This window comes from Enterocloster lavalensis (assembly GCF_046603895.1).
GTDB lineage: Bacteria > Bacillota > Clostridia > Lachnospirales > Lachnospiraceae > Enterocloster > Enterocloster lavalensis.
The window spans coordinates 3,312,543-3,334,374 of record NZ_CP176637.1 but is presented as its reverse complement, the minus strand read 5'-3'; the positions used below and the strand labels follow the sequence as shown (position 1 = coordinate 3,334,374).

The 21,832-nt window shown below is 56.7% G+C and carries 20 protein-coding genes; 5 read left to right on the top strand and 15 right to left on the bottom strand.

Annotated elements, in window-relative coordinates; all coding sequences use genetic code 11:
• Positions 1–4 precede the first annotated feature (4 nt).
• From ACK2JC_RS14895 to ACK2JC_RS14825, 15 genes are all read right to left on the bottom strand, one after another.
• Complete coding sequence (locus ACK2JC_RS14895) at positions 5–853, bottom strand: hypothetical protein (RefSeq protein WP_276951717.1); 849 nt, start codon at positions 851–853, stop codon at positions 5–7.
• Positions 854–963: 110 nt separating this feature from the next.
• Positions 964–2,931 (bottom strand): DUF5702 domain-containing protein, encoded by a 1,968-nt coding sequence (locus tag ACK2JC_RS14890; RefSeq protein ID WP_320937546.1) that lies wholly within the window; start codon positions 2,929–2,931, stop codon positions 964–966.
• Positions 2,931–3,110, bottom strand: coding sequence for a Flp1 family type IVb pilin (locus tag ACK2JC_RS14885; RefSeq protein ID WP_007706907.1), 180 nt, complete (start codon positions 3,108–3,110; stop codon positions 2,931–2,933). The genes ACK2JC_RS14890 and ACK2JC_RS14885 overlap by 1 nt, the downstream gene beginning before the upstream one ends.
• A 20-nt stretch (positions 3,111–3,130) precedes the next feature.
• Positions 3,131–4,381, bottom strand: coding sequence for a hypothetical protein (locus ACK2JC_RS14880; RefSeq protein WP_320937547.1), 1,251 nt, complete (start codon positions 4,379–4,381; stop codon positions 3,131–3,133).
• A 36-nt stretch (positions 4,382–4,417) separates the two neighbouring features.
• On the bottom strand, positions 4,418–5,155 hold the full coding sequence (locus ACK2JC_RS14875; protein ID WP_320937562.1) for a type II secretion system F family protein: 738 nt from the start codon (positions 5,153–5,155) through the stop codon (positions 4,418–4,420).
• A gap of 166 nt (positions 5,156–5,321) precedes the next feature.
• Positions 5,322–6,536 carry a CpaF family protein gene (locus ACK2JC_RS14870; protein ID WP_320937548.1) on the bottom strand — a complete coding sequence of 405 codons (1,215 nt, stop codon included), beginning with the start codon at positions 6,534–6,536 and terminating at the stop codon, positions 5,322–5,324.
• 108 nt (positions 6,537–6,644) lie between these two features.
• Entirely contained in the window at positions 6,645–7,655 is a 1,011-nt protein-coding gene (locus ACK2JC_RS14865; RefSeq protein ID WP_320937549.1) for a hypothetical protein, read from the bottom strand.
• 494 nt (positions 7,656–8,149) lie between these two features.
• The gene (locus ACK2JC_RS14860; protein ID WP_320937550.1) at positions 8,150–9,100 is read right to left on the bottom strand and encodes a Gfo/Idh/MocA family oxidoreductase; all 951 of its coding nucleotides are present in this window, start codon (positions 9,098–9,100) and stop codon (positions 8,150–8,152) included.
• Positions 9,082–10,068: a Gfo/Idh/MocA family oxidoreductase gene (locus ACK2JC_RS14855; RefSeq protein ID WP_320937551.1), complete on the bottom strand. Its 987-nt coding sequence runs from the start codon at positions 10,066–10,068 to the stop codon at positions 9,082–9,084. Before ACK2JC_RS14855 ends, ACK2JC_RS14860 begins: the two co-directional genes overlap by 19 nt.
• Before the next feature lie 16 nt (positions 10,069–10,084).
• The gene (locus ACK2JC_RS14850; protein WP_007706892.1) at positions 10,085–10,909 is read right to left on the bottom strand and encodes a carbohydrate ABC transporter permease; all 825 of its coding nucleotides are present in this window, start codon (positions 10,907–10,909) and stop codon (positions 10,085–10,087) included.
• Positions 10,910–10,925: 16 nt separating this feature from the next.
• Entirely contained in the window at positions 10,926–11,801 is an 876-nt protein-coding gene (locus tag ACK2JC_RS14845) for a carbohydrate ABC transporter permease (RefSeq protein ID WP_024736635.1), read from the bottom strand.
• 61 nt (positions 11,802–11,862) lie between these two features.
• Positions 11,863–13,209, bottom strand: a complete 1,347-nt coding sequence (locus ACK2JC_RS14840) for an ABC transporter substrate-binding protein (RefSeq protein WP_276851163.1) — start codon at positions 13,207–13,209, stop codon at positions 11,863–11,865.
• A 22-nt stretch (positions 13,210–13,231) separates the two neighbouring features.
• The gene (locus tag ACK2JC_RS14835; RefSeq protein WP_320937552.1) at positions 13,232–14,419 is read right to left on the bottom strand and encodes a mandelate racemase/muconate lactonizing enzyme family protein; all 1,188 of its coding nucleotides are present in this window, start codon (positions 14,417–14,419) and stop codon (positions 13,232–13,234) included.
• A gap of 203 nt (positions 14,420–14,622) precedes the next feature.
• Positions 14,623–15,405 carry a helix-turn-helix domain-containing protein gene (locus ACK2JC_RS14830; protein ID WP_233460623.1) on the bottom strand — a complete coding sequence of 261 codons (783 nt, stop codon included), beginning with the start codon at positions 15,403–15,405 and terminating at the stop codon, positions 14,623–14,625.
• Positions 15,406–15,865: 460 nt separating this feature from the next.
• Entirely contained in the window at positions 15,866–16,387 is a 522-nt protein-coding gene (locus ACK2JC_RS14825; protein WP_320937553.1) for an A24 family peptidase, read from the bottom strand.
• Between the two features lie 236 nt (positions 16,388–16,623).
• On the opposite strand from ACK2JC_RS14825, the gene ACK2JC_RS14820 reads away from it, so the two are divergent.
• The 5 genes from ACK2JC_RS14820 (at position 16,624) to ACK2JC_RS14800 (ending at position 21,791) form a co-directional block, all read left to right on the top strand.
• A complete protein-coding gene (locus tag ACK2JC_RS14820) occupies positions 16,624–16,977 on the top strand; it encodes an ArsR/SmtB family transcription factor (RefSeq protein ID WP_092368911.1) in 354 nt (117 codons plus the stop codon).
• A 68-nt stretch (positions 16,978–17,045) separates the two neighbouring features.
• Entirely contained in the window at positions 17,046–17,279 is a 234-nt protein-coding gene (locus tag ACK2JC_RS14815) for a YaaL family protein (protein WP_034589961.1), read from the top strand.
• A 204-nt stretch (positions 17,280–17,483) separates the two neighbouring features.
• Positions 17,484–18,830, top strand: coding sequence for an alpha-amylase family glycosyl hydrolase (locus tag ACK2JC_RS14810; protein ID WP_320937554.1), 1,347 nt, complete (start codon positions 17,484–17,486; stop codon positions 18,828–18,830).
• The gene (glgB, locus tag ACK2JC_RS14805; RefSeq protein WP_320937555.1) at positions 18,830–20,902 is read left to right on the top strand and encodes a 1,4-alpha-glucan branching protein GlgB; all 2,073 of its coding nucleotides are present in this window, start codon (positions 18,830–18,832) and stop codon (positions 20,900–20,902) included. Before ACK2JC_RS14810 ends, glgB begins: the two co-directional genes overlap by 1 nt.
• A 139-nt stretch (positions 20,903–21,041) precedes the next feature.
• Positions 21,042–21,791: a phosphotransferase family protein gene (locus ACK2JC_RS14800; RefSeq protein ID WP_092368917.1), complete on the top strand. Its 750-nt coding sequence runs from the start codon at positions 21,042–21,044 to the stop codon at positions 21,789–21,791.
• The last annotated feature ends 41 nt before the right edge of the window (positions 21,792–21,832 follow it).

Sequence of the window (21,832 nt, the reverse complement as noted above, 5' to 3'; positions counted from 1 at the left end):
TTCTTTACTCCCTTCCGCAATAAGAACAGGCGCCCAGATACGCCACTGTTGACTTGCGCACTGCCCGGACATAGGCCACAATCGCCGTACAGTCCGGGGACGTGTGGTAACTGCTGCCGCTGGGCATGACATATACGGTCCCGCCCGGCGTTCCACTGACACACCGCTTGCAGGGGGAATATCTTCCTCCCTCCGCGTTGCGTAAACCGCTCACCTCCCCGCTGCCCACCGCCTGCAGATTATTGTGCAGATAATGGCACCGGGCGCTGAGGTGATAGCGCGTGGAGCCCTTTCCCACATAGACAATCGGGTCCTCTACCTCCCCGCTGGCTCCGGACGCGCTGTGACGCCCTCCCTCCGCCCCGGTCCAGGCCCTCCTTACGCAGACCGCCTCCATCGGAATACTGCTTATCCCCGGAAATGCCACCGGCAGATAAAAACGATAGCTGACGCGCAGACAGATCATATCATCTTCGAGAATCCGCGATTCTACCAGGGACACCTGCCGGATCATCCGCTGGTCCACCACGGACATTACCTTCTGCCGCACATAACCGATGGTCAGAATAGAGGCGATGTCGTCCCCGCATTCTACCTCCCCATCCCCTTTATCCAGACAGTATTTCACATAGGCGTACCGGCTCAGGTCCTCCCCCGCCTGCTCCAGCGCTCCCTGAATTTTACGCTGCTGGTCAAACAGTTTGATCGGGGCCGCCAGGCAGACGCAGGCAAAGAGAAACAGGGTGAGCGCCAGAGCGGCTTCCAGAGCCAGAGAGCCGTCCGCAGAATTTGACAGCGGCCGTGAGGCCGGTGATAATGCTCTTTTTTCGCGGAAAACGTGCATTATTCTCATACAATAAAAGGAGTTTCGTACTGGAGAGGTGCGATTATTTTTTGTTTTAGATAGCTTCCTGCACAGATATTCCTGAAAAAAGAGCATGATGACCGGCCTCCTTCCGCTCATTATTTTCCGTAACCGCCGGTGACCGCCGCGGTCATCTCATAGCGCTGTTCCCCGCCTCCGGCCGCCGCTTTCCACACGCCGGGCGTCAAAAACAGATGTTTTCCACAAACAACTGCAGATATTTCCACCGCATGGGCACAGTGGTCCGCCCGAAACCCCGGCTGGGCGGCGCGCAGGTTGGACTGGATCATGTCCAGCATCCGGAAATCCGTCTCCGGTCCCATGGAAAAAAAGAGCAGCAGCCTGAGGTAGCCTTTGTAATCCATCCCTTTATCCCCCTGCCCGAGGCCGGATGACTCCCCTGGATTTCCCCCCGTTTTTCCCATATCCACCAGACCGCCCAGGTCCAGGCGCCAGCTGTCCTGCGTTTTCAAAAACGGAACCTTTTCTCCGTTGAACAGAGCCCGCACATCCAAAACCGCCTCCCCCAGCGCCCAAACGCCCATGATAAAAAATTTAATCACTCCCACCAGGGGCAGCAGGCCGGTTCCCCCGGCTATTGTGACTGCCAGCGCCTCCGCCTCCCCGCGTTTCTGTGGATCGGACAGGATGTGGATCAGGTTAAGGCCCTCCCGCACCGCCAGAAGCCTGGATGCAGCGGAGGATAAATTTTCCCGGTCCCCGGCATGTCCGAACAGTAAATATTCCGTCTCATACGCACAGCAGCCGTCCTTAAGCGGTTTGCGCCCATAATAGTCAAAATACCGCAGGGCGTATTCCCCAATCATCAACCGGTCCACCAGTCCGGCGGCTGAATTCCCGCCCGCCTCCCCGCTCTTCCCATAACCGCAGAGCGCGGAGGGCGCATCCGTCAAGTCGGGTCTCTGCTCCGACGCAGTCTCCCCCTCCGGCAGCAGCAACGCCAGCAAATCGCCGGATATCAACTCCTGAACCCGCTCCAGAAATCCTTCCGTCTCCTTGTCCCGGATACCAAACTGGACGTTCAGAGTCAATGCCGGATAAACGTTCCAGCGCGTTCTCACCGGCCGCCACAGCGCCTCCTCGTCCAGCTCGTCGTCCTCGTCCTCATCGTCCGGCTCCCAGCTGTCAATATATTCCTGCACGCTCCTGGCCTCCTCCATCACCTGCCTGACATATTCCCGGTTCTGCTGTGACAGCCCATCCAAGGCCTCAACCTGCCGTCTCCGCTCCCCATCCCGGTCGGTATACGCTTCATACTGGCGGATTTCCGCCTCCAGACCGTCCCGGACCGTCTGGCTTAAATCCCCGGTCCGGCTCTCATATTCTTTCCGGCTTTCCTTCAGCTTCCGGTCCAGGCCGTCCGCCTTTTTTTCGTACGCCTTCACCAAACCAGGCACTTTTCCCAGCTCCGTGTCCAATCTGGCTGCCTGAGACAAAAAACCGCCCCCGTCGCAGCCTCGCAGCCGTTCAGCCCCGGTCTCCCACAGCTTTCGCTGTTTTTCCAGACTGTCATTGAGCTGTTCCAGAGCCTTCTCCAGCTTTACCGCCTCCCTGGCATGGCCTTTGTAAACGCCGGCCGCTTCCTTAACGGCCCCCGCCTCTTTTACCGCCCGGAAAAGCTCTGCCGCTTCATCCGGTTTCAACTCATCCCAGGTTGTGCTCAACAGGCCGTACTTCATATAGGCCAGAATCTGCTCCTCCAGGCACGCCCCATCCCCGTCGGTCAGTGCAGTTAACCGCACGGCGCTGATCTCTCCCGCCTCCAGCGGATACCAATTCTGCGCCTCCAGATAGGGGGCAAGAAATTCCCGAAATTCTCCCTCCAGGTCGCCTGGCGTCCCATATTCCAATCCCAACAGGCGGTAACTCTCCCACAGCTTCCTGTGATACTGGCCAAACAGGGAGTCCATGGAGGAATCCAGCGCCTGGCGGAGGTAGCAGCGCGCCCCCGCTGTGCGGGCGCTTTCCACCAGCCCGCACAGCAGCGCCCACACGCAGACCAGAATCATGGTGAGAAACACCGTGATCTCCCCGCGCCTTCTCATCAATACACCTCTTTGGACTGTTTGTTGATCTCCTTAAACACATTTTCCAGCAACGTGGTGATCTGTTTCTTAAATATGATCACCAATCCGATCAGAACCACCAGGATAAGCACCACCTCAATGACCCCCACCCCGTCCTCTTCCGCCAAAAACGACCGCAATTCACGTTTTATCTCCATCCTTCGCCCTCCATCTCAATTTACATAAATTCCAGCATCGCCGGAACAGCCACCATCACCATAACAACTCCCAGCATCAGAAACAGCGGCAGCAGCAGGCGGGTTCCCGCCTCCTCGCCCATGCGCCTGGCTCCGTGCTTGCGCAGCTCAAACGCCTCCGTCATCTCCGCCCGCAGCAGTTCCCGCACATTCCGGGATCCATTCTTCCGGTTTTGCTCCAACAGGCTGCAAAGCTTCATATAAGGAAGCAGGCCGCAGCGCCTTCCAAATTCCCCGTAAGCCTGTCCCTCCGGAACTCCGCGGCTCATCTGACAGCAGGTCTCATACATTTCCTCGTACACATGCCGTGGGGTCCGCCTGCCGCTCCCGAGCATATCCCGGTAATCCCCTGCGATCCGCTCCCAGGCCGTACGCACCGTCATTCCGGCCCCCAGGAAGATCATCAGCTTGGAAACCACCTCCGGATAATCCATTAACAGCTGATTCTCCCGCTGCTTCGCCGCTTTCTCCTTGTCCGAGCGCTCTTTTGCCGTCAACAGCACGGCGGCCGCAAATCCCAGCGCAGCCAGGCTCGGAAACGGAGATTCCCGCGGTTTCCGATACTGCAGCGCAGCGCCGTTGTATGTATCGGGCAGTTTCAGCCACTCCGACTCTCTCTGCGCCCGGTCCGCTTCCTCCACCGTGCGGATAAAACCTTCCAGCGCCAGGTCCCTGGCTCCCGTCTTTTCCGGTACCACGCGAACCGGCAGCACATACTGCTCCGGATACCTCCCGTCCGTCAGTTCCACCCGAAGCTCCACCTCTGCTCCGCCCTCCGGCACATCCTGAGCGTTCACTGCGCCAAAGGAATCCACCAGCTCGCAATGTTCCGATTCCCAGCGCAGCGTGATCCCGTACTCATCCATACGGCTGATCAGATTCAAATCGCTCCGGACCTGGTTCAGGGACAAATTCCCGCCCCGAATGCGCTCCGGCAGCTCCTCCAACACCTGCTGATACACACGGTGAATCTCATCGGCACGGTATTCCCGTCCGGCCAGGCGGATCTCCACCGGAACCTCCTCCTCAAAAAGCCCCTTCACCATCACCTGGCGCGTCTCCTCTCCCTGGCCGTATCCGGGACGCCTGAGTTCCCCGGCCGCCCCTTCTGTCCCCGCCGTGCCCGCCGCCTGGGCTATCCCGCCCAAGAGCAGCCCCGCCAGCACACAGCAAATCTGCTTTTTACCAAGCCAGGCCGGAAACGCCTTCTTCAGCCTGCCCGCGGCTCTCATTTTTGCTCACCTCATTTCCCCTCGCACCATTCCCGCTTATATCTCCACCTGCAGAATTCTCCTCGCCAGCAGCAGCGAAATTCCGTAAACCGCCAGGCAGCCGCTCATCACCAGCCGCCCTGCCATGGTCCTGTACATGATGTCAAAAAAACCAGGGGAGGTGAGGTCGATGTAGAGCACGATCAGAACCGGCACCAGGCTCATAATCTTCTGTTCAAATGCCTTGGAGGCTGTCATGGTGTGAATCTCCTCCTGCACCTGAACCTTGTCCCGGATCACGCCTGCGGTGTGGGAGATGATCTCCACCAGGTCCCCACCGCTGCGCTTGGCCGCGGCAAACACCTGAGCGAAATTGTTTACGTCCTCCAGGCCGCTGCGCCCGCCCAGGTCCAGAAACACCGATTCCACGGTGCGGTTTAGCCGCAGCCCTCTGGCCATCTCCTCAAATTCTCCGGCCATCAGCCCATCGGCCCCGTAGAGCAATGTCAGCTCCCGCCCGCTGGCCGCCACCGCATTCTCGATGGAATAACCGGCGCTGAGGAAGGAAGCCAAAACCAGAATTCCATCCTTAAATTCCAGGTTCAGACGGCGCAGGCGCTGCCGCTTTAAATCCTCCCGGCAGTACAGCGGATAAAAGATTCCCACCGGAGCCATCACCAGAAATGCAGCGGCGCTGCGGTAGAACACATAGGCGGCCAGAGCGCAGCCCGCCAGCCCCTGGGCGGCGTAGCAAAACCATTCCCTCAGGGTCAGCGTGTATACCCCGTAGTCCATACCGGTTCCTGTTTTCCCCGGGCTTCCCGCACTCCCCGCAGTTCTCATTTTCCCCACGTTTCCCGCATTCCCCGCAGCTCCCATCTTCTCCGCTCTCCCCGCCTCCCCCGGCGGTCTCGGCTGTGCCGGGTAGGCGCCCGGCCCTTCCTGCCTGCGCTTTATTTTCTTACGGGCAATATCCTGCTGCACGAAGTTTTTCCCTGTTTTTGAGCTCGCCTGTGCGTTTGAGCGCTCCCTCCGCCGCATCGTAGCGGAACAGGTTCCAAATTTCCACATTTCCATTGTCGTTTCCCCCAATCTCTGATATTTGCAGCACCTTCCGGCTCCCATCCCGCAGCCGCCCCAGATGGATGATCAGATCCAGGGCGGAAGCGATCTGGCTGCGGATCGCCGCCAGCGGAAGTTCGGCCCCCATGAGCACCATGGTCTCCAACCGGCTGAGCATGTCCTTGGGGCTGTTCCCATGGCCGGTGGACAGGGATCCGTCGTGACCGGTGTTCATGGCCTGCAGCATATCCAGCGCCTCCCGCCCCCGCACCTCGCCCACAATGATGCGGCTGGGATTCATCCGCAGCGCGGCGCGGATCAGCTGGCTCATGGTCACCTCCCCTTCCCCCTCGGTGTTGGCGTTGCGCGTCTCTAAGCGGACCAGGTTGGGAATCTGACGGATCTGTAATTCCGCCGAATCCTCGATGGTGATCACCCGCTCCCGTTTGGGTATGTACGCGGACAGCGCGTTGAGGAAGGTCGTCTTGCCGGAGTTGGTGCCGCCGCTGATAAACAGGTTGTACCCCGACTCCACCACCTGCCGCAGGAAATCCGCCGCCTCCTCCGTCACCGCTCCGAACCCCAGCAGCTTTTCCATGGTAATGGGCTCCGGGAATTTGCGGATGGTCACCGCGGCCCCGTCCAGAGCGATGGGCGGCAGCACTACATTCACCCGGGAGCCGTCCTCCAGGCGGGCGTCCACGATAGGGGAAGCCACGTTGACGGTGCGGTTCACCCGGCTGACGATCTGCTGGATAATGTCCTCCAGCTGCTCCTCGCCCTCAAACCTCCGGTTCCACAGCTCCATGCGCCCGTTCCGCTCCACAAACACACGGCCCGCACCGTTCACCATAACCTCCGACACCTCCCGGTCGTCGATCAGCTCCTGCAAAATGTCCAGCCGTCGGAAGCTGTCAAACAGACTGGTCCGCAGCCACAGGCGTTCCTTGAGGGGCAGGTAAATCTCGTTTCCCATCTCCCGGATGGAGCGGTCGATAATCTCCAAAAGCTCCTCGTCCCTGGTCTCCCGCCGTCCATTCAACTCCTCCACAATCCGATGCCTGAGCCCGGACCTGACGCCCTCCCGTTCATTTTCCCCATTCTCCGTCCGCATACCGGATCCTCCTTCCTGCACCGCCGGACTCCGCCAGCTCTGTTCCCCGTCGCCCGGCCCCGCCGGCTCTGCTCTCCGCCGCATAGATCTTCCCTCTGCACCGCCCCGCTACCCGCGCGCCTCCGGCCGCCCGCCCCTCAGCAGCTGCCGCACATAATCTCCCAGCTCCCCCCATAAAAGCTGCTCCATATAGGTATCCCGCCGTCCGAAGCTGTTGTGGTAGGGCAGTTTCAGTTTGTGAATACGCCCCTGCAGCAGCTCCGAACCGGCAGCTTTCACATACTCGTCAAACTCCTCCACCTTGGCAACGGAAATGCAGTCGTCCTTCACGGGCATATACACCGCGTCGCAGTTTTCCAAAATCGGCAGCGCGCCCTTTCCCATCTGCCCCACATCCACCAGCAGCTTCTCGTACCCGCTCTCGCGGGCGATGCGGTCCAAAAGACAGGCCATATCCTCGGGCGACACCTGATTTAAATCTTCCGCGTACCGAACTGGCGGGATATAGTCCATACCGCCCCAGGAGTATACAATGGACTTGAGCTTCAGCCAGTTGTAGGCCCCCTGCCGGTACAGGTACAGCACATCCGACAGATCCTGCTCATGGCGGGCCTGGATCAGCCGGGTGAACCCGGAGTATTCCTCCAGATTGATGTAGAGCACCCGCTCGTTCCGGGCCAGGAGCTGCCCCATGGTAAGGGCGAAGGAGGTCTTAAGGCAGCGGTTCACCGGAGAGTAAATCCCGATCACCACCGCTTTGGCCCCCAGAAGGGCGGCCTGCGTCTCCACCGGCTGCCTGCAGTAACAGGCCATCACCTCCCGCATGATACTGTCGCCGGACTGGTACTTGTAAACCACCGGACATTCCTCCGCCAGCTCCACCACCTCCCCGTCCGCCAGGGTGATAACCTGCCGCGCCCGGATCCCCTCGGTCTCCCGCAGCGCTCCGCGGTCAATCAGCAGAATCTCAATGGTGTGCTCCTTTGCAAATTCCTTCAGCTTCGCCAGACTGCTGAAGGGAACCGCCGTAAAGGGCGTCTTCTCCCTCTGATTCACAAAATCCGCAAACCGCGCGCCATACACCGGGTCCACATCGTAAACCGCCATAATCCGTTCCATACCGGGCCGTCACCTCTCCTCTCGCAACTGAAAGCGCCCTTGCCCCAAGGGCTGAAACTCATTTTCAAGTTCAAATCCTCATTGAATCACTTGCCTGAAACAGGCATGAAACCACTGAATTTTCCAGAAAAAGGGCGCAAGAAATACACCTCTTGAAACAAAAACTAAAACTGTCCTGAATCCCGCCCGAACCGGGCAAATACATCTAAAAGAATGTTATTGCTTTGATCCTTAGAACCATTCGACTGAATGTTTTTATATTATGTAGCAAATCCGCAGAAATGTCAAGAGCCTTTTTTCAGTTTTCGAACTTTTTTCAGCGCCTTCTAAACTGTCACTATACCTCCCCGAAATGCCAAAAGCGCCCGGGGAAGTTTACATAATTTCCCCAGACGCCCGGCGCTTTACCGGATATGTTGTCTGCCCGCTTCACACGGCTGCGTCACATTTACATACCGCATATCCGCGCACCCCACTGCGGCACACCCCTCGCATCACCACTCCCCACCCTTCAACGCCTTCTCAAACACCCCAATACATTCCAGCGTATCCCGAGGCGGCATCACCGCGCTCTCCAACTCCCCCATCTTTACGCACCGCATCACCTCCGCCGCCTCATACTCAAATCCATTCTCAACCTCAGACTCAAACCGCTCCGCCAACCGGAATTCCCCGTCATACAGCTCCACCGCAGAAGCCCGGTGGGTCTGCTCCAGGCGGATATACCCCTTGGGCCCATACAGGCCGCAGGGCGACGGAATCCGGGCGTGGGTGGTGGTCTGAACCGCCCCGCGGCAGGTCTCAAACTTCAGCAGAAGGCTGTTGTCCTCGTCCACTCCGCTGCTCCCCCACCCGATTTCCGCCCGCACATCCACCAAGGGCTGATTTACCAGATACGTGAGAATCTCAATGGGATACACCGTCAGATCATACATTGCCCCACCGCCCAGCTCCGGCTTAAAAATCCGGTGCTCCGCTGGGGCGTTGATCCCCCCAGTATAATTCGCAATCTGAACCGTCCCGATCCGCCCCTCTGCCACCCATTCCCTGGCCTTCTGCACGCAGGGCAGGAACCGGGACCACATGGCCTCCATCAAGAACACCTTTCTCTCCCGCGCAAAGCCAAACGCCTCCTCCGCCTCCGCCAGGGTCATAAACATGCTCTTCTCGCACAGCACCGGCACCCCATGTCCAATACACAACATCACATTCTCAAAATGGAAATTATTGGTTGTCGCTACATACACCGCATCCGGCCTCTCCCGCTCCAACATCTCCTCATAATCCCCATAAAACCGTGCTACCCCGTTCTCCCGGGCGAAGCGCTCCGCCCGTTCCACGCTCTTGCTGGCCACGGCCGCCACCTCAGCGCCCTCCAGCCGTCTCACGGCGTCACAGAACTTAGCCGCGATGCCGCCCGCTCCCATTATTCCAAACCGAAACATTTCCCCTCCTGCTCTGCGGCCTTGAGGATCGCCTCAATCAGCCGGCAGTTGCGGATCGTCTCCTGAAGTCCAAGGGCCGGTTCCCGGTCCTCCAGCACCGCGTCGGAGAACTCCTCCACCTCCAGCATATAGCAGTCGCTGTCCACCACCGGCACCTCCTCCGTGCGGCCATCCGCGGACGTCACCAGAATAGGCAAATGGGTATCGATAAAGGTATCCCGGATCAAAATACTCCCTTTTGTGCCATTGATTTCGGTCAGCATACTGCTGCAGCCGTCAAACCCGCAGCTGATATTAGCCGTCACACCGCTTTTATATTTAAAACTGGCCACCAATGCGTGCTCCACTCCCTGAAACGTGGTCTTTTCCGCCGAAACTGCCTGGGGGTAATCATTTAACAGCCATCCGATCAGGTTCACCGGGTAACATCCCACGTCCCGGAGCGAACCGCCGCCCAGCTCCCGGTTCACCCGCACGTCCCCGTCGTCCTGCAGATAGAACCTGTGAGTGGAATAAATGTGGCAGATTTCCCCGATGGCTCCGCTCTCCAGAACCCCTTTGAGTGCCTTTATCCCCGGCAGGAACCGGTACATGAACGCCTCCATCAGCTTCACCCGGTTCTCCTTAAATACCGCCTCCAGTTCCCGGCAGTCCGCCGCGGTGAGGGCCAGGGGCTTCTCGCACAGCACATGCTTTCCGTGCCTTGCGGCCTTTATGGCCCATTCCTTGTGCAGGGCGTTGGGCAGCGGAATGTACACCGCGTCGATCTCCGGGTCCTCCAGCAGACGGTCGTAGCTCTCGTACACCTTGCGGAACCCGAACCGCTCCACCGCCTCCTTAAGCTTTTCCCGGCTCCGGCTGGCAATGGCCACCACCTCAGCATTTTCCGCCTTCATCATGGCCGGTATCACATGATTTCTGGCAATCCCGGCGTAACCCAGGATGCCCCATCTCACTTTCCTGTCCATCTCTCAAAGCTCCTCTCTATTCCTTCAGCGCCCCGTTCGTAGCGCCCTTGATAAACGTATCCTGAATCATAAAAAACAGGATCAGAATCGGCAGCGTCATCAGCGTGGCCGCCGCCAGTATGGACGACCAGTCCACTTTGAACTCCGTCGAGAACATTTTAAGTCCGATGGAAATGGTTCTGGCCCGGCTGCTGGTGGAAAAGGTCATTGCGTACAAAAATTCCTCCCAGGAAATCATAAACGCGTACATGGCCGTGGCGAAAATTCCTGACGAACACACCGGTACGATAATCTTAAAAATCGCCTGAAGCTTCGTGCACCCGTCGATCATGGCCGCCTCCTCCAGCGTGGGCGGTATGGTCCTGATAAACCCTTTCAGCATGATAATAGAAAACGGCAGCATACAGAGCAGATGAGTGAACGCGATCCCAAAATGGGTATCAATAATCTGCAGCCGGTCCATAGCCCGGTACAGCGGAACCAGCGTGGACGCCTGGGGGATCATATTGCACAGCAGAATGCACACCATCACCAGATTCTTTCCCCGGTAATTGTGCCGGGCGAAAGAGTAAGCGGCCGGAATCGCCACGCAGATACACAACACCGTAGCCGTGGTTGCGATGATCACCGAGTTCATAAAATACCGCGGCACCTCAGTCTCAAACAGCACGTGGATAAAGCTGGACACCGTGGGGCTGGCCGGAAGCAGCCGGGGCGGGGATGTCAAAAGCTCGTTGGGCCGCCTGAACGCGCAGGAAATCATCCAGAAGAATGGGAAAATCATCACAATCCCCAGGGCGGTCAGAATCACGTAGAGCATATCTTTTTTCAGTTTCTTCATTCCGTCGCACCCCCTTCTATGTCATCTCATTTTCCCGTTTTTCCGTCATGGAAATGTACACGAAGGCGATTACCATGACGATGATCAGGAAAATATTTGCCGCAGCCGCGGAATACTCAAAGTTATACTGTTCGATACCGGTCTTGTAGATAAAGATCTGGACAATCTCCGAAACTCTCGCCGGACCGCCGCCCGAGATGCTGTACACATACACAAACGAGTTCAGGGACCAGATCACCGACACCAGGATCACGGAGCGCATCACCGGGAACAGCAGCGGCAGCGTGATGTAGCCGATCTGCTGCAGCCAGTTTGCCCCGTCCAGTCTGGCGCTCTCGTAAATATCCTCGGAAATGGACTGGAGCCCGCTTAAGTACATGATCATCACAAAAGGCGCGATCTTCCACACATAGACCACGGCGATGCATTTGAGCACCTGGTTGGGGTCCGAGACCCAGAGCTGGTTCTTCTTGATGATTCCAAACAGCTGCAAAATGTAGTTGAGAATCCCGTAATCCGCATTGTAGATCCATTTCCACACAATACACACCACCACCGACGGAATCACCCAGGGCACGATAAAAAGGGTGCGGAACAGCTTCTTCATGCGGACCTTGGTGTTCAGCAGAATGGCGATGATCAGCCCGAACACCATCTCAAAGGGAACGGTGTAGAGCAGCCACTGAAATGTATTCTTAAGGTCGGACCGGAAATAGCGGTCCGCAAACAGCTTCTGGTAATTCTTCACCGTTGGGAAGATTCCCCCCTGGGAAAAGCTGTTGATCAGGTTGTTGACCAGCGGATATGCCACCAGCAGGGTCAGAATCACAAATGTCGGCAGCAGATAGAGCAACGGATGCTCCCTCTTTTTTCGTTTCTTTGTCTGTACCATGGTCTCTCCCTTGTATATAAGATTCTCCGGCACAAAGCGTACCGGAGAACCCTCAAAACAGTTACTTTAACGTCTCATTCAGCGAATCGTTGGCCTGCTGCAGCGCCTCCTCAGGCGTGCTCATCCCGGTCAGCACGGACTGCACCGCATCCAGAATGATCTGCTGGGCTCCCGGGGTGTCCGGAAGGGGCTGGAAATTCTGGGTATGGGTCAGCTGCTCCGCAAATACCTTGGAAATGGGATCGTCAAACCGGTCCGTCTCCCTTGCCTTCAAGTTGGCCGGGAAGGAGATCGGGAAATACTCCTGCACTTCCTTAGACAGGAAATACTCGATAAAGGTCCAGGCGTCATCCGGGTTTGCCGCGTTCTTGGGAGTCGCAATGTAGTAACCGCCCAGTCCTGCGTTTAACGTGCCGCTCTTGCCCGGCCACAGCGCCACGCCCACGTCGATGTCCGGGGCGTCCTTCTGGATATTCTTCACCGCCGGCTGTCCGTCCACGTACATAGCCACGTTCTTGTTGTTGAACAGCGTGCGGACCTCGGCCGCGCCGTTGTTCACCGAGCCCTCGGGCGCCACGTGATGTTCGGTCAGAAGGCCGGTATAGTGGGTCATGGCCTCGATGGCCTCAGGGCTTGTCAGGGTGCCCTCCGTCATATCGGCGTTTGCCACCTCGCCGCCCGCGCTCCACAGCTCCGGTACAAAGCGGAACCAGGTGTTGCCGGTCAGGTTGCCCACCAGTCCATAGCCGTACTGGTCAATGGTCCCGTCACCATCCTTGTCCACGGTCAGGGCCTTGGCGCACTCCACCAGCTCCTCCCAATTCGTAGGCGGCTTCTCGGGATCAAGGCCAGCCTCACGGAACATATCCTTGTTGTACACCAGGCACATGGCCTCCATGCTCCAGGGCAGACCGTAAATCTGTCCGTCCACCGTCCCCAGCTCCAGCGCCACCGGGTCGAAGTCATTTTCCAGATCAATGGCCTCAGACTTCTCCAGGTACGGGCTGTAGGACGTGAGCAGCCCCATCTTGGCAAAGCTGTTGGTCCAGGCGTAGCTCTGCCACATCACATCCGGCCCCACCGCGGACTGGCAGGCCACCATCTCCTTGGTGGACAAATCGCTGTAAGGCACAATCTCAAACTGAAGATCGATATCCGGGTGCAGCGCCTCAAATTCCGGCTCCAGCCGCTTCACGGACTCCTCCTCGGTTCCATCATACCAGATGGTCACCACCCGTTTCTCCCCGCTCGCAGCCGCCGCTTTGCTCTCCGGCGTTGCGCTCTCGCCTCCGGCAGACCCCGCGGGCGCCTGAGTCGTCCCGGCATCCGTTCCGGTCTTTCCCCCGCAGCCCGCCGCCGCAAGGGCAATCGCTCCAACCAATAATCCCATTGCCAACTTTCGTTTCATTCCATTAACCTCCCCGTAAATGTCATATCAATATGTTCTGATCGTCATAATCCTCAACTACATAGCTCTGAATTTTTTCCTCATCCAGCTCGATCCCCAGCCCCGGCTCCTTCGAGGGGATAATGTACCCCTCCTGCCAGTCAAAGGGTTTCTTCATCACCTTGTCAAATCCCCCGAAACTGCCCATGGTCTCGATGGCTTCCTGGATCAGGAAGTTGGGGCAACAGGCGTCAAGCTGAATCTGCGCGGCGAAATTCACCGGCCCCGCCCAGAAATGGGTGGTAACCTGGGTGTGCCACGCCTCGCACATGGAGGCGATCTTCTTGGCCTCCAGTATGCCGCCCACACCGGCCAGATCCAGCTGGAAAATATCGCAGCTCTTCTGCTCCAGAAGGGGCGCGAACTCGTATCTGGTGGACAGCCGTTCCCCTGTGGCGATGGGGATGGTGGTGGCCTCGGATACCTTCTTTAACACCGGGAAATTCTCCGGCGGCGTGGGCTCCTCGAACCAAAGCGGGTCGTATTTCTCCAGGCATTTCGCCACCCGGATGGCCCCCGCCGCGGTGAACTGGCCGTGGGTACCGATGATGATGTCGCAATTTTCCCCCACCGCCTCGCGGATTCCCGCGATGTTGCGCTCCGCCCGAAGCAGGGATTCCCGGCTGGGCATGTGCACCGCGTAGCTGTCCAGGTAGGGGGCCATAGGGTCCAGCTTTACCGCGGTGAACCCCATATCCACGTACTCCCTGGCCCGCTTGGCGCATGCCTCGGGCATGGTCCAGAAGTCCTCGCAGAAAATCTTGTCCTCCTTCTCGTACAGGTACGTGTAGGTACGGATGCGCTCGTTCACCATACCGCCCAACAGGTTGTAAACAGGCTGCCCTGTCTCCTTGCCGATAATATCCCAGCAAGCGATCTCAAAGCCGCTGATCAGCCCCATTGTGGACAAATCCGTGTGCATCTTACAGTGCTTGGCGTAAATCTTTCCGAACACCTTCTCGATGGCAAAGGGGCTCTCCCCGATGATGTAATTCTCCGCCACATCCATTACCATCCGCCGCAGCGTGCCCGGGTCGTAGGCATTCCAGATCACCTCACCCCAGCCGCTCACATTGGAATCCGTAGTGAGCTTCAGCAAAAACCAGTAAACCCCTCCCTTTGCATTATTGCGCACTTTAATAGGGTAAAATTTTACATCTACTATTTTCATATGCTCCACCTTACCAGGATCTTATTTTACTGATTTTTCCAGTCAGCAACCGTGTAAATCCCAGAAATATTACCATTTTTTAGTTAAAATACACATATTTGACTCGTATACGATTGGTTTTATATGTATTTTCTAAACTGATTATATCGATTCCGCGGGCAAATGAACATAGAACAAACGAACATGTACATATAATTTTTTGATCAATACAGAGCGCTGTCCCGGTACTCACTGGGCGAATAGCCGGTGATCCGCTTAAACTGCTGCGAAAAATAGAACTGGTCCGAGTAATAAAGCCTGGCGGCGATCTCCTTGATGGGGACCTGCGTCTTGGCCAGCATGCGCTTGGCCTCGGCGATCTTCACCTCGTTGATGTATTTCACCGGCGGAAGGCCGATCTTCTTTTTGAACATGCGGGAAAAATGCTCCTCGGAGACGTTCAGCTTGCGGGCGATCATCTCCACGGAGAGCCTAGCGTTGGTGATGTTCACGTTGATAAATTTGATGGCCTCGTCCACCATGTCCTCATCGTTGCGGGACGCCTGTCCGGTGCCCAGAATCAGTCCCTTTTTCATGTGCCAGAGCACCGCTTCCAGATAGATGCCCAGCAGCCCCGCGTCGGCCATGCCAGTTTTCATGTAGCTCTTGTAAATCTCCGCGCACAGAAACTGAACCGCCCCGTCATAGTCGTGGAGCTTGATGATCTGATCCTCCAGCAGCAATTTCCGGTCCGACAGCTCGAACCAGATCACGTAATTGTCAAATATATCGTAATCCGACTCGTACAGAATGTGCCTGATCCGGGGCGGGATCAGCACGAAGTCATAAGAATCGTACTCGATAATCTTCTCGTTCAGCTTCATTTTCGTGTTGCCCCTGGTCATAAAATTCAGTTCGTAGAAATCGTGGGCGTGAGGCGGCGCATCGCTGGTCGCGTCGCTGTGCCTTGCCCCCAGAAAGATTACCTGATCCCGTTTTTCTTCCATCCCGATTCTCCCCTCCCATAGTCAAATGCCAAAAAAGCAAAAATCAGACCAAAATTTTCTGATTTCTGCTTCAACTTCCAGGTCCCCGGGTTTTTTAGGGACCACAGTATACAATTATAGCATAAAACTGCTGGCTGGGAATTCTTCTAATGAAAAGATGGGGAAAATATTTAAAAAGATCGTTGGATGGACGGGCCATGGGGAAAAGCGGTATAATGGACTTGCTGTCTACCCTATACTGAACAGCAGGAGGGGGGGATATCATGGTCAGTATATTCGATTTCCTGGCTGCGGTCGCGGCAAGTGTAGCGGGATACTACATATGCAAGTGGATAGACAACAGCCATAAAGACAGCTAACCCAAGAGAAAGCCCCAAGGACCAGCACTCCTTGGGGCTTTCGATATCATGGTCTATTCGATTTCCTATTACCACTATATTACTTCTATTCCGCAGAAATGTCAAGCGCCGTTTCCCGCAAAAAGCATCACAGCCACCGTCCCGACCGCCAGGCACACCCCTAGCGGAATTGCCGCCTCATCCCCGTCTCTCCCCCTATTATAATACACAGCAATCTTCCCCGTAGCCAGATAATCCCTCACATACCCAGCCAGATACGACAACCGTTTCCGCACAATCCCCCGCCTCACCATACGCCCAAACGACCACACCGCGCCCAGGCACAGCCCGGCGAAAATCCCCGCGCCGCCCTGTGCGAACCCCAGCCAGGCCACGATCACCGCCGCAAGCTTCACATCCCCGGCCCCAATTACCCGAAACCGGTAAAAGCACATCCCCGCCGCCACCGCGGCAACCGCCCTGCCAAATGCAGCCATCCCCGCGCCATACATCCCAGCCGCCGCCCACATCCCCTGCATCCCAGCCATCACCACCACCGTCAGCCAATTCGGTATCCGCCTGGTCTTCCCGTCCCACCCGGCACAGACGGCCAGATAGATCATAAAAATCCAATTTTTCTGCATATCTCCCGCATTTTCCCCCTTTTTTATTCATAAAATGTTTATGGAATGGAATATAAGCCGGAATCTCGGCCCTTTTGAAAATGAGATCGTTCAGAACTGAACCCTTCCCAGATAATTGTCTATTATGCCTTATTTTTCCAGCGCTGTCAACCGGCTTTTATAATACTTGACGATACGCCCTTCTGATGGTACACTATAATTGGTTCAAAAAATTAAACCAAAGGAGGAAAGCGCATATGACGACGCCCCAAAAACTGCAGGAACAATTTCACCGCTGCATGCCATTATTCATGGCCCTGGGGGACGAGATGCGCCTTTCCATTATCGAGGTTTTAACTCAGGAGGCCTTCAACCGCCGCCCCGCCTCAGGGGAAATCCATTTTGAGGACCACGGTCTGAACGTGAACGAGATCACCCGTCGCACCAGCCTTTCGCGGCCGGCCATCTCCCACCATCTAAAGATTCTCAAGGACGCCGGTCTGGTGGGCGTGCGCCAGGAAGGCACGGCCAATTACTACTACCTGACCCTGCGGGAGTCCAATCGGGTTCTCATGGAATTGGGATACCGGCTGGAAGAATTCCTGTATTAAGGCCTTCCGTGAATAAGATGCCATTTTCCAGATATACTATTTCTATCAATATCTGGGAGATGAATCGTATGCTGAATCTGTTAAGAGCGAAAAAAGAGACCGCCGCCACACGGCTGGCCGCTGAGAACACGCGCTACCTTCGGTACGAGATCGAGCGCAGCAAATGCGCCATCGACACAGCGCAGAACCATTTCGAGCAGGTGGTGGACCCCACCCTGATCGACTGTTATATTTACGAGCTGAACGCAGCCCAGCTGCGCTACCAGTTCCTTCTCAGGAAATTTAAAAGCCAGGAGATCTGATTCTCCTGTACATAAACATTTTAGGTAACAGTTCGGCAGGCGGGAAAATTGGTGCGAGAAGCCGCGTCAAGCTCGCTTGTAAGCGGATTTTCATGCCGATTTTCACATTGGATGAACATCCGATGCTTCTTGACCGGCTTTTTCGGTCAAGAAGATGAGCCGTCTGAACCATAAATATCTTAGAGAGATTGCGAGGACAACATCATGAGCACTTGGTATGAGCGGGGCGTTTTTTACCACATGTACCCCCTGGGTATGACTGGAGCCCCCAAGCACAACGAAAACACGGAAATTACCCACCGTTTTGACCAGCTGAACCGCTATATCCCCCACTTAAACCAGCTGGGTTTCAATGCCATCTACATAGGACCGCTGTTCGAGTCCTCCAGCCACGGTTACGACACCCGGGATTACAAGCTGGTGGACCGGCGTCTGGGCGACAACAGCGACTTTAAAGAATTTGTGGCCCTCTGCCACCAGAGCGGGATCAAGGTGGTGGTGGACGGCGTGTTCAACCACACAGGCCGGGAATTCTTCGCCTTCCGCGACATCTGCGAGAAACGCTGGGACTCCCCCTACAAAGACTGGTACAAGGGCGTCAACTTCGACTGGCAGAGCCCCCTGGGCGATCCCTTCGGCTTCGAGGCCTGGCAGGGACACTTCGAACTGCCCTGCCTGAATCTGTTTAACCCCACGGTGCGGCAGTACCTCTTCGACGTAATCCGCTTCTGGGTCAATGAGTTCGACATCGACGGCATCCGCCTGGACTGCGCAAATGTACTGGACTTCAACTTCATGAAGGAGCTACGCCGGGAAACCGCCGCCATGAAGGAGGACTTCTGGCTCATGGGCGAGGTGATCCACGGCGACTACTCCCGCTGGGTCAACCCGGAGATGCTGTTCTCCGTCACCAACTACGAGCTGCATAAGAGCATTTACTCCGGCTTCAACGACCACAACTTCTTCGAGATCGCCCACAATGTGCGGCGATTGGAAGCCATCGGCCGGGAGCTCTACACCTTCGTGGACAACCACGACGAGGACCGCATCGCCAGCAAGCTGACCAAGCGCGACCACCTGGCGCCGGTCTACATGTGCCTGTTCACGCTCCCCGGCATCCCCAGCGTCTATTACGGCGGCGAGTGGGGCGTGGAGGGGAAACGGACCCGCACCAGCGACGACGACCTGCGCCCCGCCATCTCCATGGATCAGGCGGAAACGCTCCACTGCCCCCTGACCGACCTCATCGGAAAGCTGGGCCATATCCACGCGGAAAACCCGGAATTTCACGCCGGGCGCTATCAGGAGCTGCTTCTGACCAACCGCCAGTACGCCTACGGCCGCTGGGACGGGGACTCTCTCATCGTCACCGCCCTCAACAGCGACGACAATCCGGCGGCCATGAGCATCCCGGTCCCCGTGAACGCCAACACGGCTGTCCACCTGCTGGAGCCGGAATTGGAAGAAGTTCCCATTGAAAATGGAAAAATCAATCTCACCGTCCCGGGCAACTGGGGCGCGATCCTAAAAATAAAAGGGGGTTCAAAATAATGGCAAACAGCAAAGCAGCCGGGAGCGGGCAAGAGGCTTCCAGACGCAAACGCGCGGTATCTGCCGCGGACAGAAAGGTTGAAACAGCCGGTAAAAAAGCCGGATCAGCCGGCAAAGCGCCCGCCACACGAAAGTCCTCCGGCAAGTCCGCCGCCGGGACCGCTGCCAAAAAGTCATCAAAACCCGCTGAAACGGGATTCATAACCGATCTGGACCGCTACCTCTTCGGCGCGGGCACCCACTACGAGATCTTTGAGAAGCTGGGCGCCCACCCCAAGACCTACGGAGGCCGGCCGGGATACTACTTTGCGGTGTGGGCCCCCCATGCCGGCGCCGTTCACCTGGTAGGCGATTTCAACAGCTGGAACCCGGAAGCCACCCCCATGACCCAGCTGGCCCAGTCCGGTATCTGGGAGTGCTTTATCCCCGGCATGGGACCCGGCGAGCTCTACAAATTCGCCGTCACCACCCAGTCCGGCAAGATTCTGTTCAAAGCCGACCCCTACGCCAACTGCGCGGAATACCGCCCCGGCACCGCCTCCATGACCACGGACATTGAGACTTATAAATGGACGGACGGCCAGTGGATGGAAAAGCGCAGCCAGTCCGACCCGGTCACCGGCCCCATGAGCATCTACGAAGTCCACCTTGGCTCCTGGCGCAAGAAAAACCGCCCGGAGAAGGACGGCTTCTATACATATGTGGAGGCGGCTCACGAGCTGACCGCCTACGTGAAGGAGATGGGCTACACCCATGTGGAGCTGATGGGCATTGCGGAGCACCCCTATGACGGCTCCTGGGGGTATCAGGTGACGGGGTACTTTGCCCCCACCTCCCGCTACGGCTCCCCTTCCGACTTCATGTACTTTGTCAACTACCTCCACCGCCATGGAATCGGTGTGATTCTGGATTGGGTGCCCGCGCATTTCCCCAAGGACGCCCACGGACTGGCGGACTTCGACGGAGAACCCCTCTACGAGTACGCGGACCCCAGAAAGGGCGAGCACCCGGACTGGGGCACCAAGGTCTTTGACTACGGCAAGAATGAGGTGAAGGATTTTCTGATCAGCAACGCCATTTTCTGGGTTGAGAAGTTCCACGTGGACGGGCTAAGGGTGGATGCCGTGGCCTCCATGCTGTACCTGGACTACGGCCGCCAGAGCGGCCAGTGGATTCCCAACAAAAACGGCGGTAACCAGAATCTGGAAGCCATTGAATTTTTCAAACACTTAAACACTGTGCTGCGCGGCCGCAACAGCGGCGCAATGATGATCGCCGAGGAGTCCACCGCCTGGCCCAAGGTGACAGATCACCCGGAGGTGGACGGCCTGGGTTTCACCTTCAAGTGGAACATGGGCTGGATGCACGATTTCCTGGAATACATGAAGCTGGACCCCTATTTCCGCAAGTACAACCACCACCGCATGACCTTCGGCCTGACCTATTTCACCAGCGAGAACTATATCCTGGTGCTGTCCCACGACGAGGTGGTTCACTTAAAATGCTCCATGATCAATAAGATGCCGGGGCTTGGCAAGGACAAGTTCTCCAACTTAAAGGCCGGATACACCTACATGCTGGGGCATCCCGGCAAGAAGCTGCTCTTCATGGGCCAGGATTTCGGCCAGTGCCACGAGTGGGATGAGAAGGTGGCTCTGGACTGGCAGCTGACCGACGACGAGGACCACCGGGACCTTCAGAACTATGTCCGGGACCTGCTTCAGCTCTACCGCAAATACCCCGCCCTCTACCAGCTGGACAACGACTGGAACGGCTTCATGTGGGTCAATGCCAACGACGGCGACCGGAGCATTTTCAGCTTCATCCGCAGGGATGAAACCGACCGGAAAAGCCTATTGTTTGTTATTAATTTCACACCCGTGGCGCGGCCGGACTATCGGGTGGGCGTACCGAAAAAAGGCAAATACACACGGCTGCTGGACAGTGAACACGGCGCATATAAAGCCTCTGAAGCGCAATCCTATGTTTCCGCCAAGGGCGAGTGCGACGGACAACCCTATTCCTTTGCCTATCCACTGCCCGGTTATGGCACTGCAATTTTCCGTTTTTAACAGGAGAACCCCTAAAAGAATGTTAAAAATTTATCAAAAAGGGTATGTACTTTTTAACCCGGATGTAGTAGAATAAAGGCAATGCGATATACACCATGTCGCACTACCGTTTATAATGTTTGGAAGGAGAGTATAAGTTATGGCAAAACAATTAATTTCCAGTAGCGAAACGAAATGTGTTTACCGCGACGGCGACCTTGCCATCAAGGAATTCTGCGAAGGATTCCCCAAAGCTGAGGTCCTGAACGAAGCCCTGTGCACTGCCCGCGTCGAGGATCTGCCCGGCCTGCATGTGCCGAAGGTTCTGAGTGTGTCCGTGATGGATGGTAAATGGTCCATTACCAGGGAATTTATCGAGGGCAAGACCCTGCAGCAGCTGATGGATGAGAACCCCGACAAGGTTCAGGAGTACATGGAGCAGATGGTAGACCTGCAGATCGATATCCATAGCAAGGCCTGCCCCCTGTTAAACAAACTGAAAGAAAAAACCATCCGCGCTCTTCAGGAAGAGGAGCAGCTGGACGCCAACACCCGCTACGACCTGCTGACCAGACTGGACGGCATGCCCAAGCATACCAAACTGTGCCATGGCGACTTTGAACCGTCCAACATCATTGTGGCGGCGGACGGCGCGATGTACGTGGTCGACTGGGTTCATGCTTCCCAGGGCAACGCCAGCGCCGACGTGGCGAGAACCTATCTCCTTCTGAGTCTGAAAGATGCCAAGAAAGCCGAAATGTACATGGATATGTTCTGTGAAAAGACAGGCACTGAAAAGCGCTATGTACAGGGCTGGCTTCCCATCGTGGCTGCCGCGCAGCTGGCGAAAAAGCGTCCTGAGGAGAAAGAGCTTCTGGAGAAATGGGTCAACGTATTCCCCTATGAGTAAAAACGGTTATAAAAAGCCCCGCGGTCCGTTCCCAATGGAAC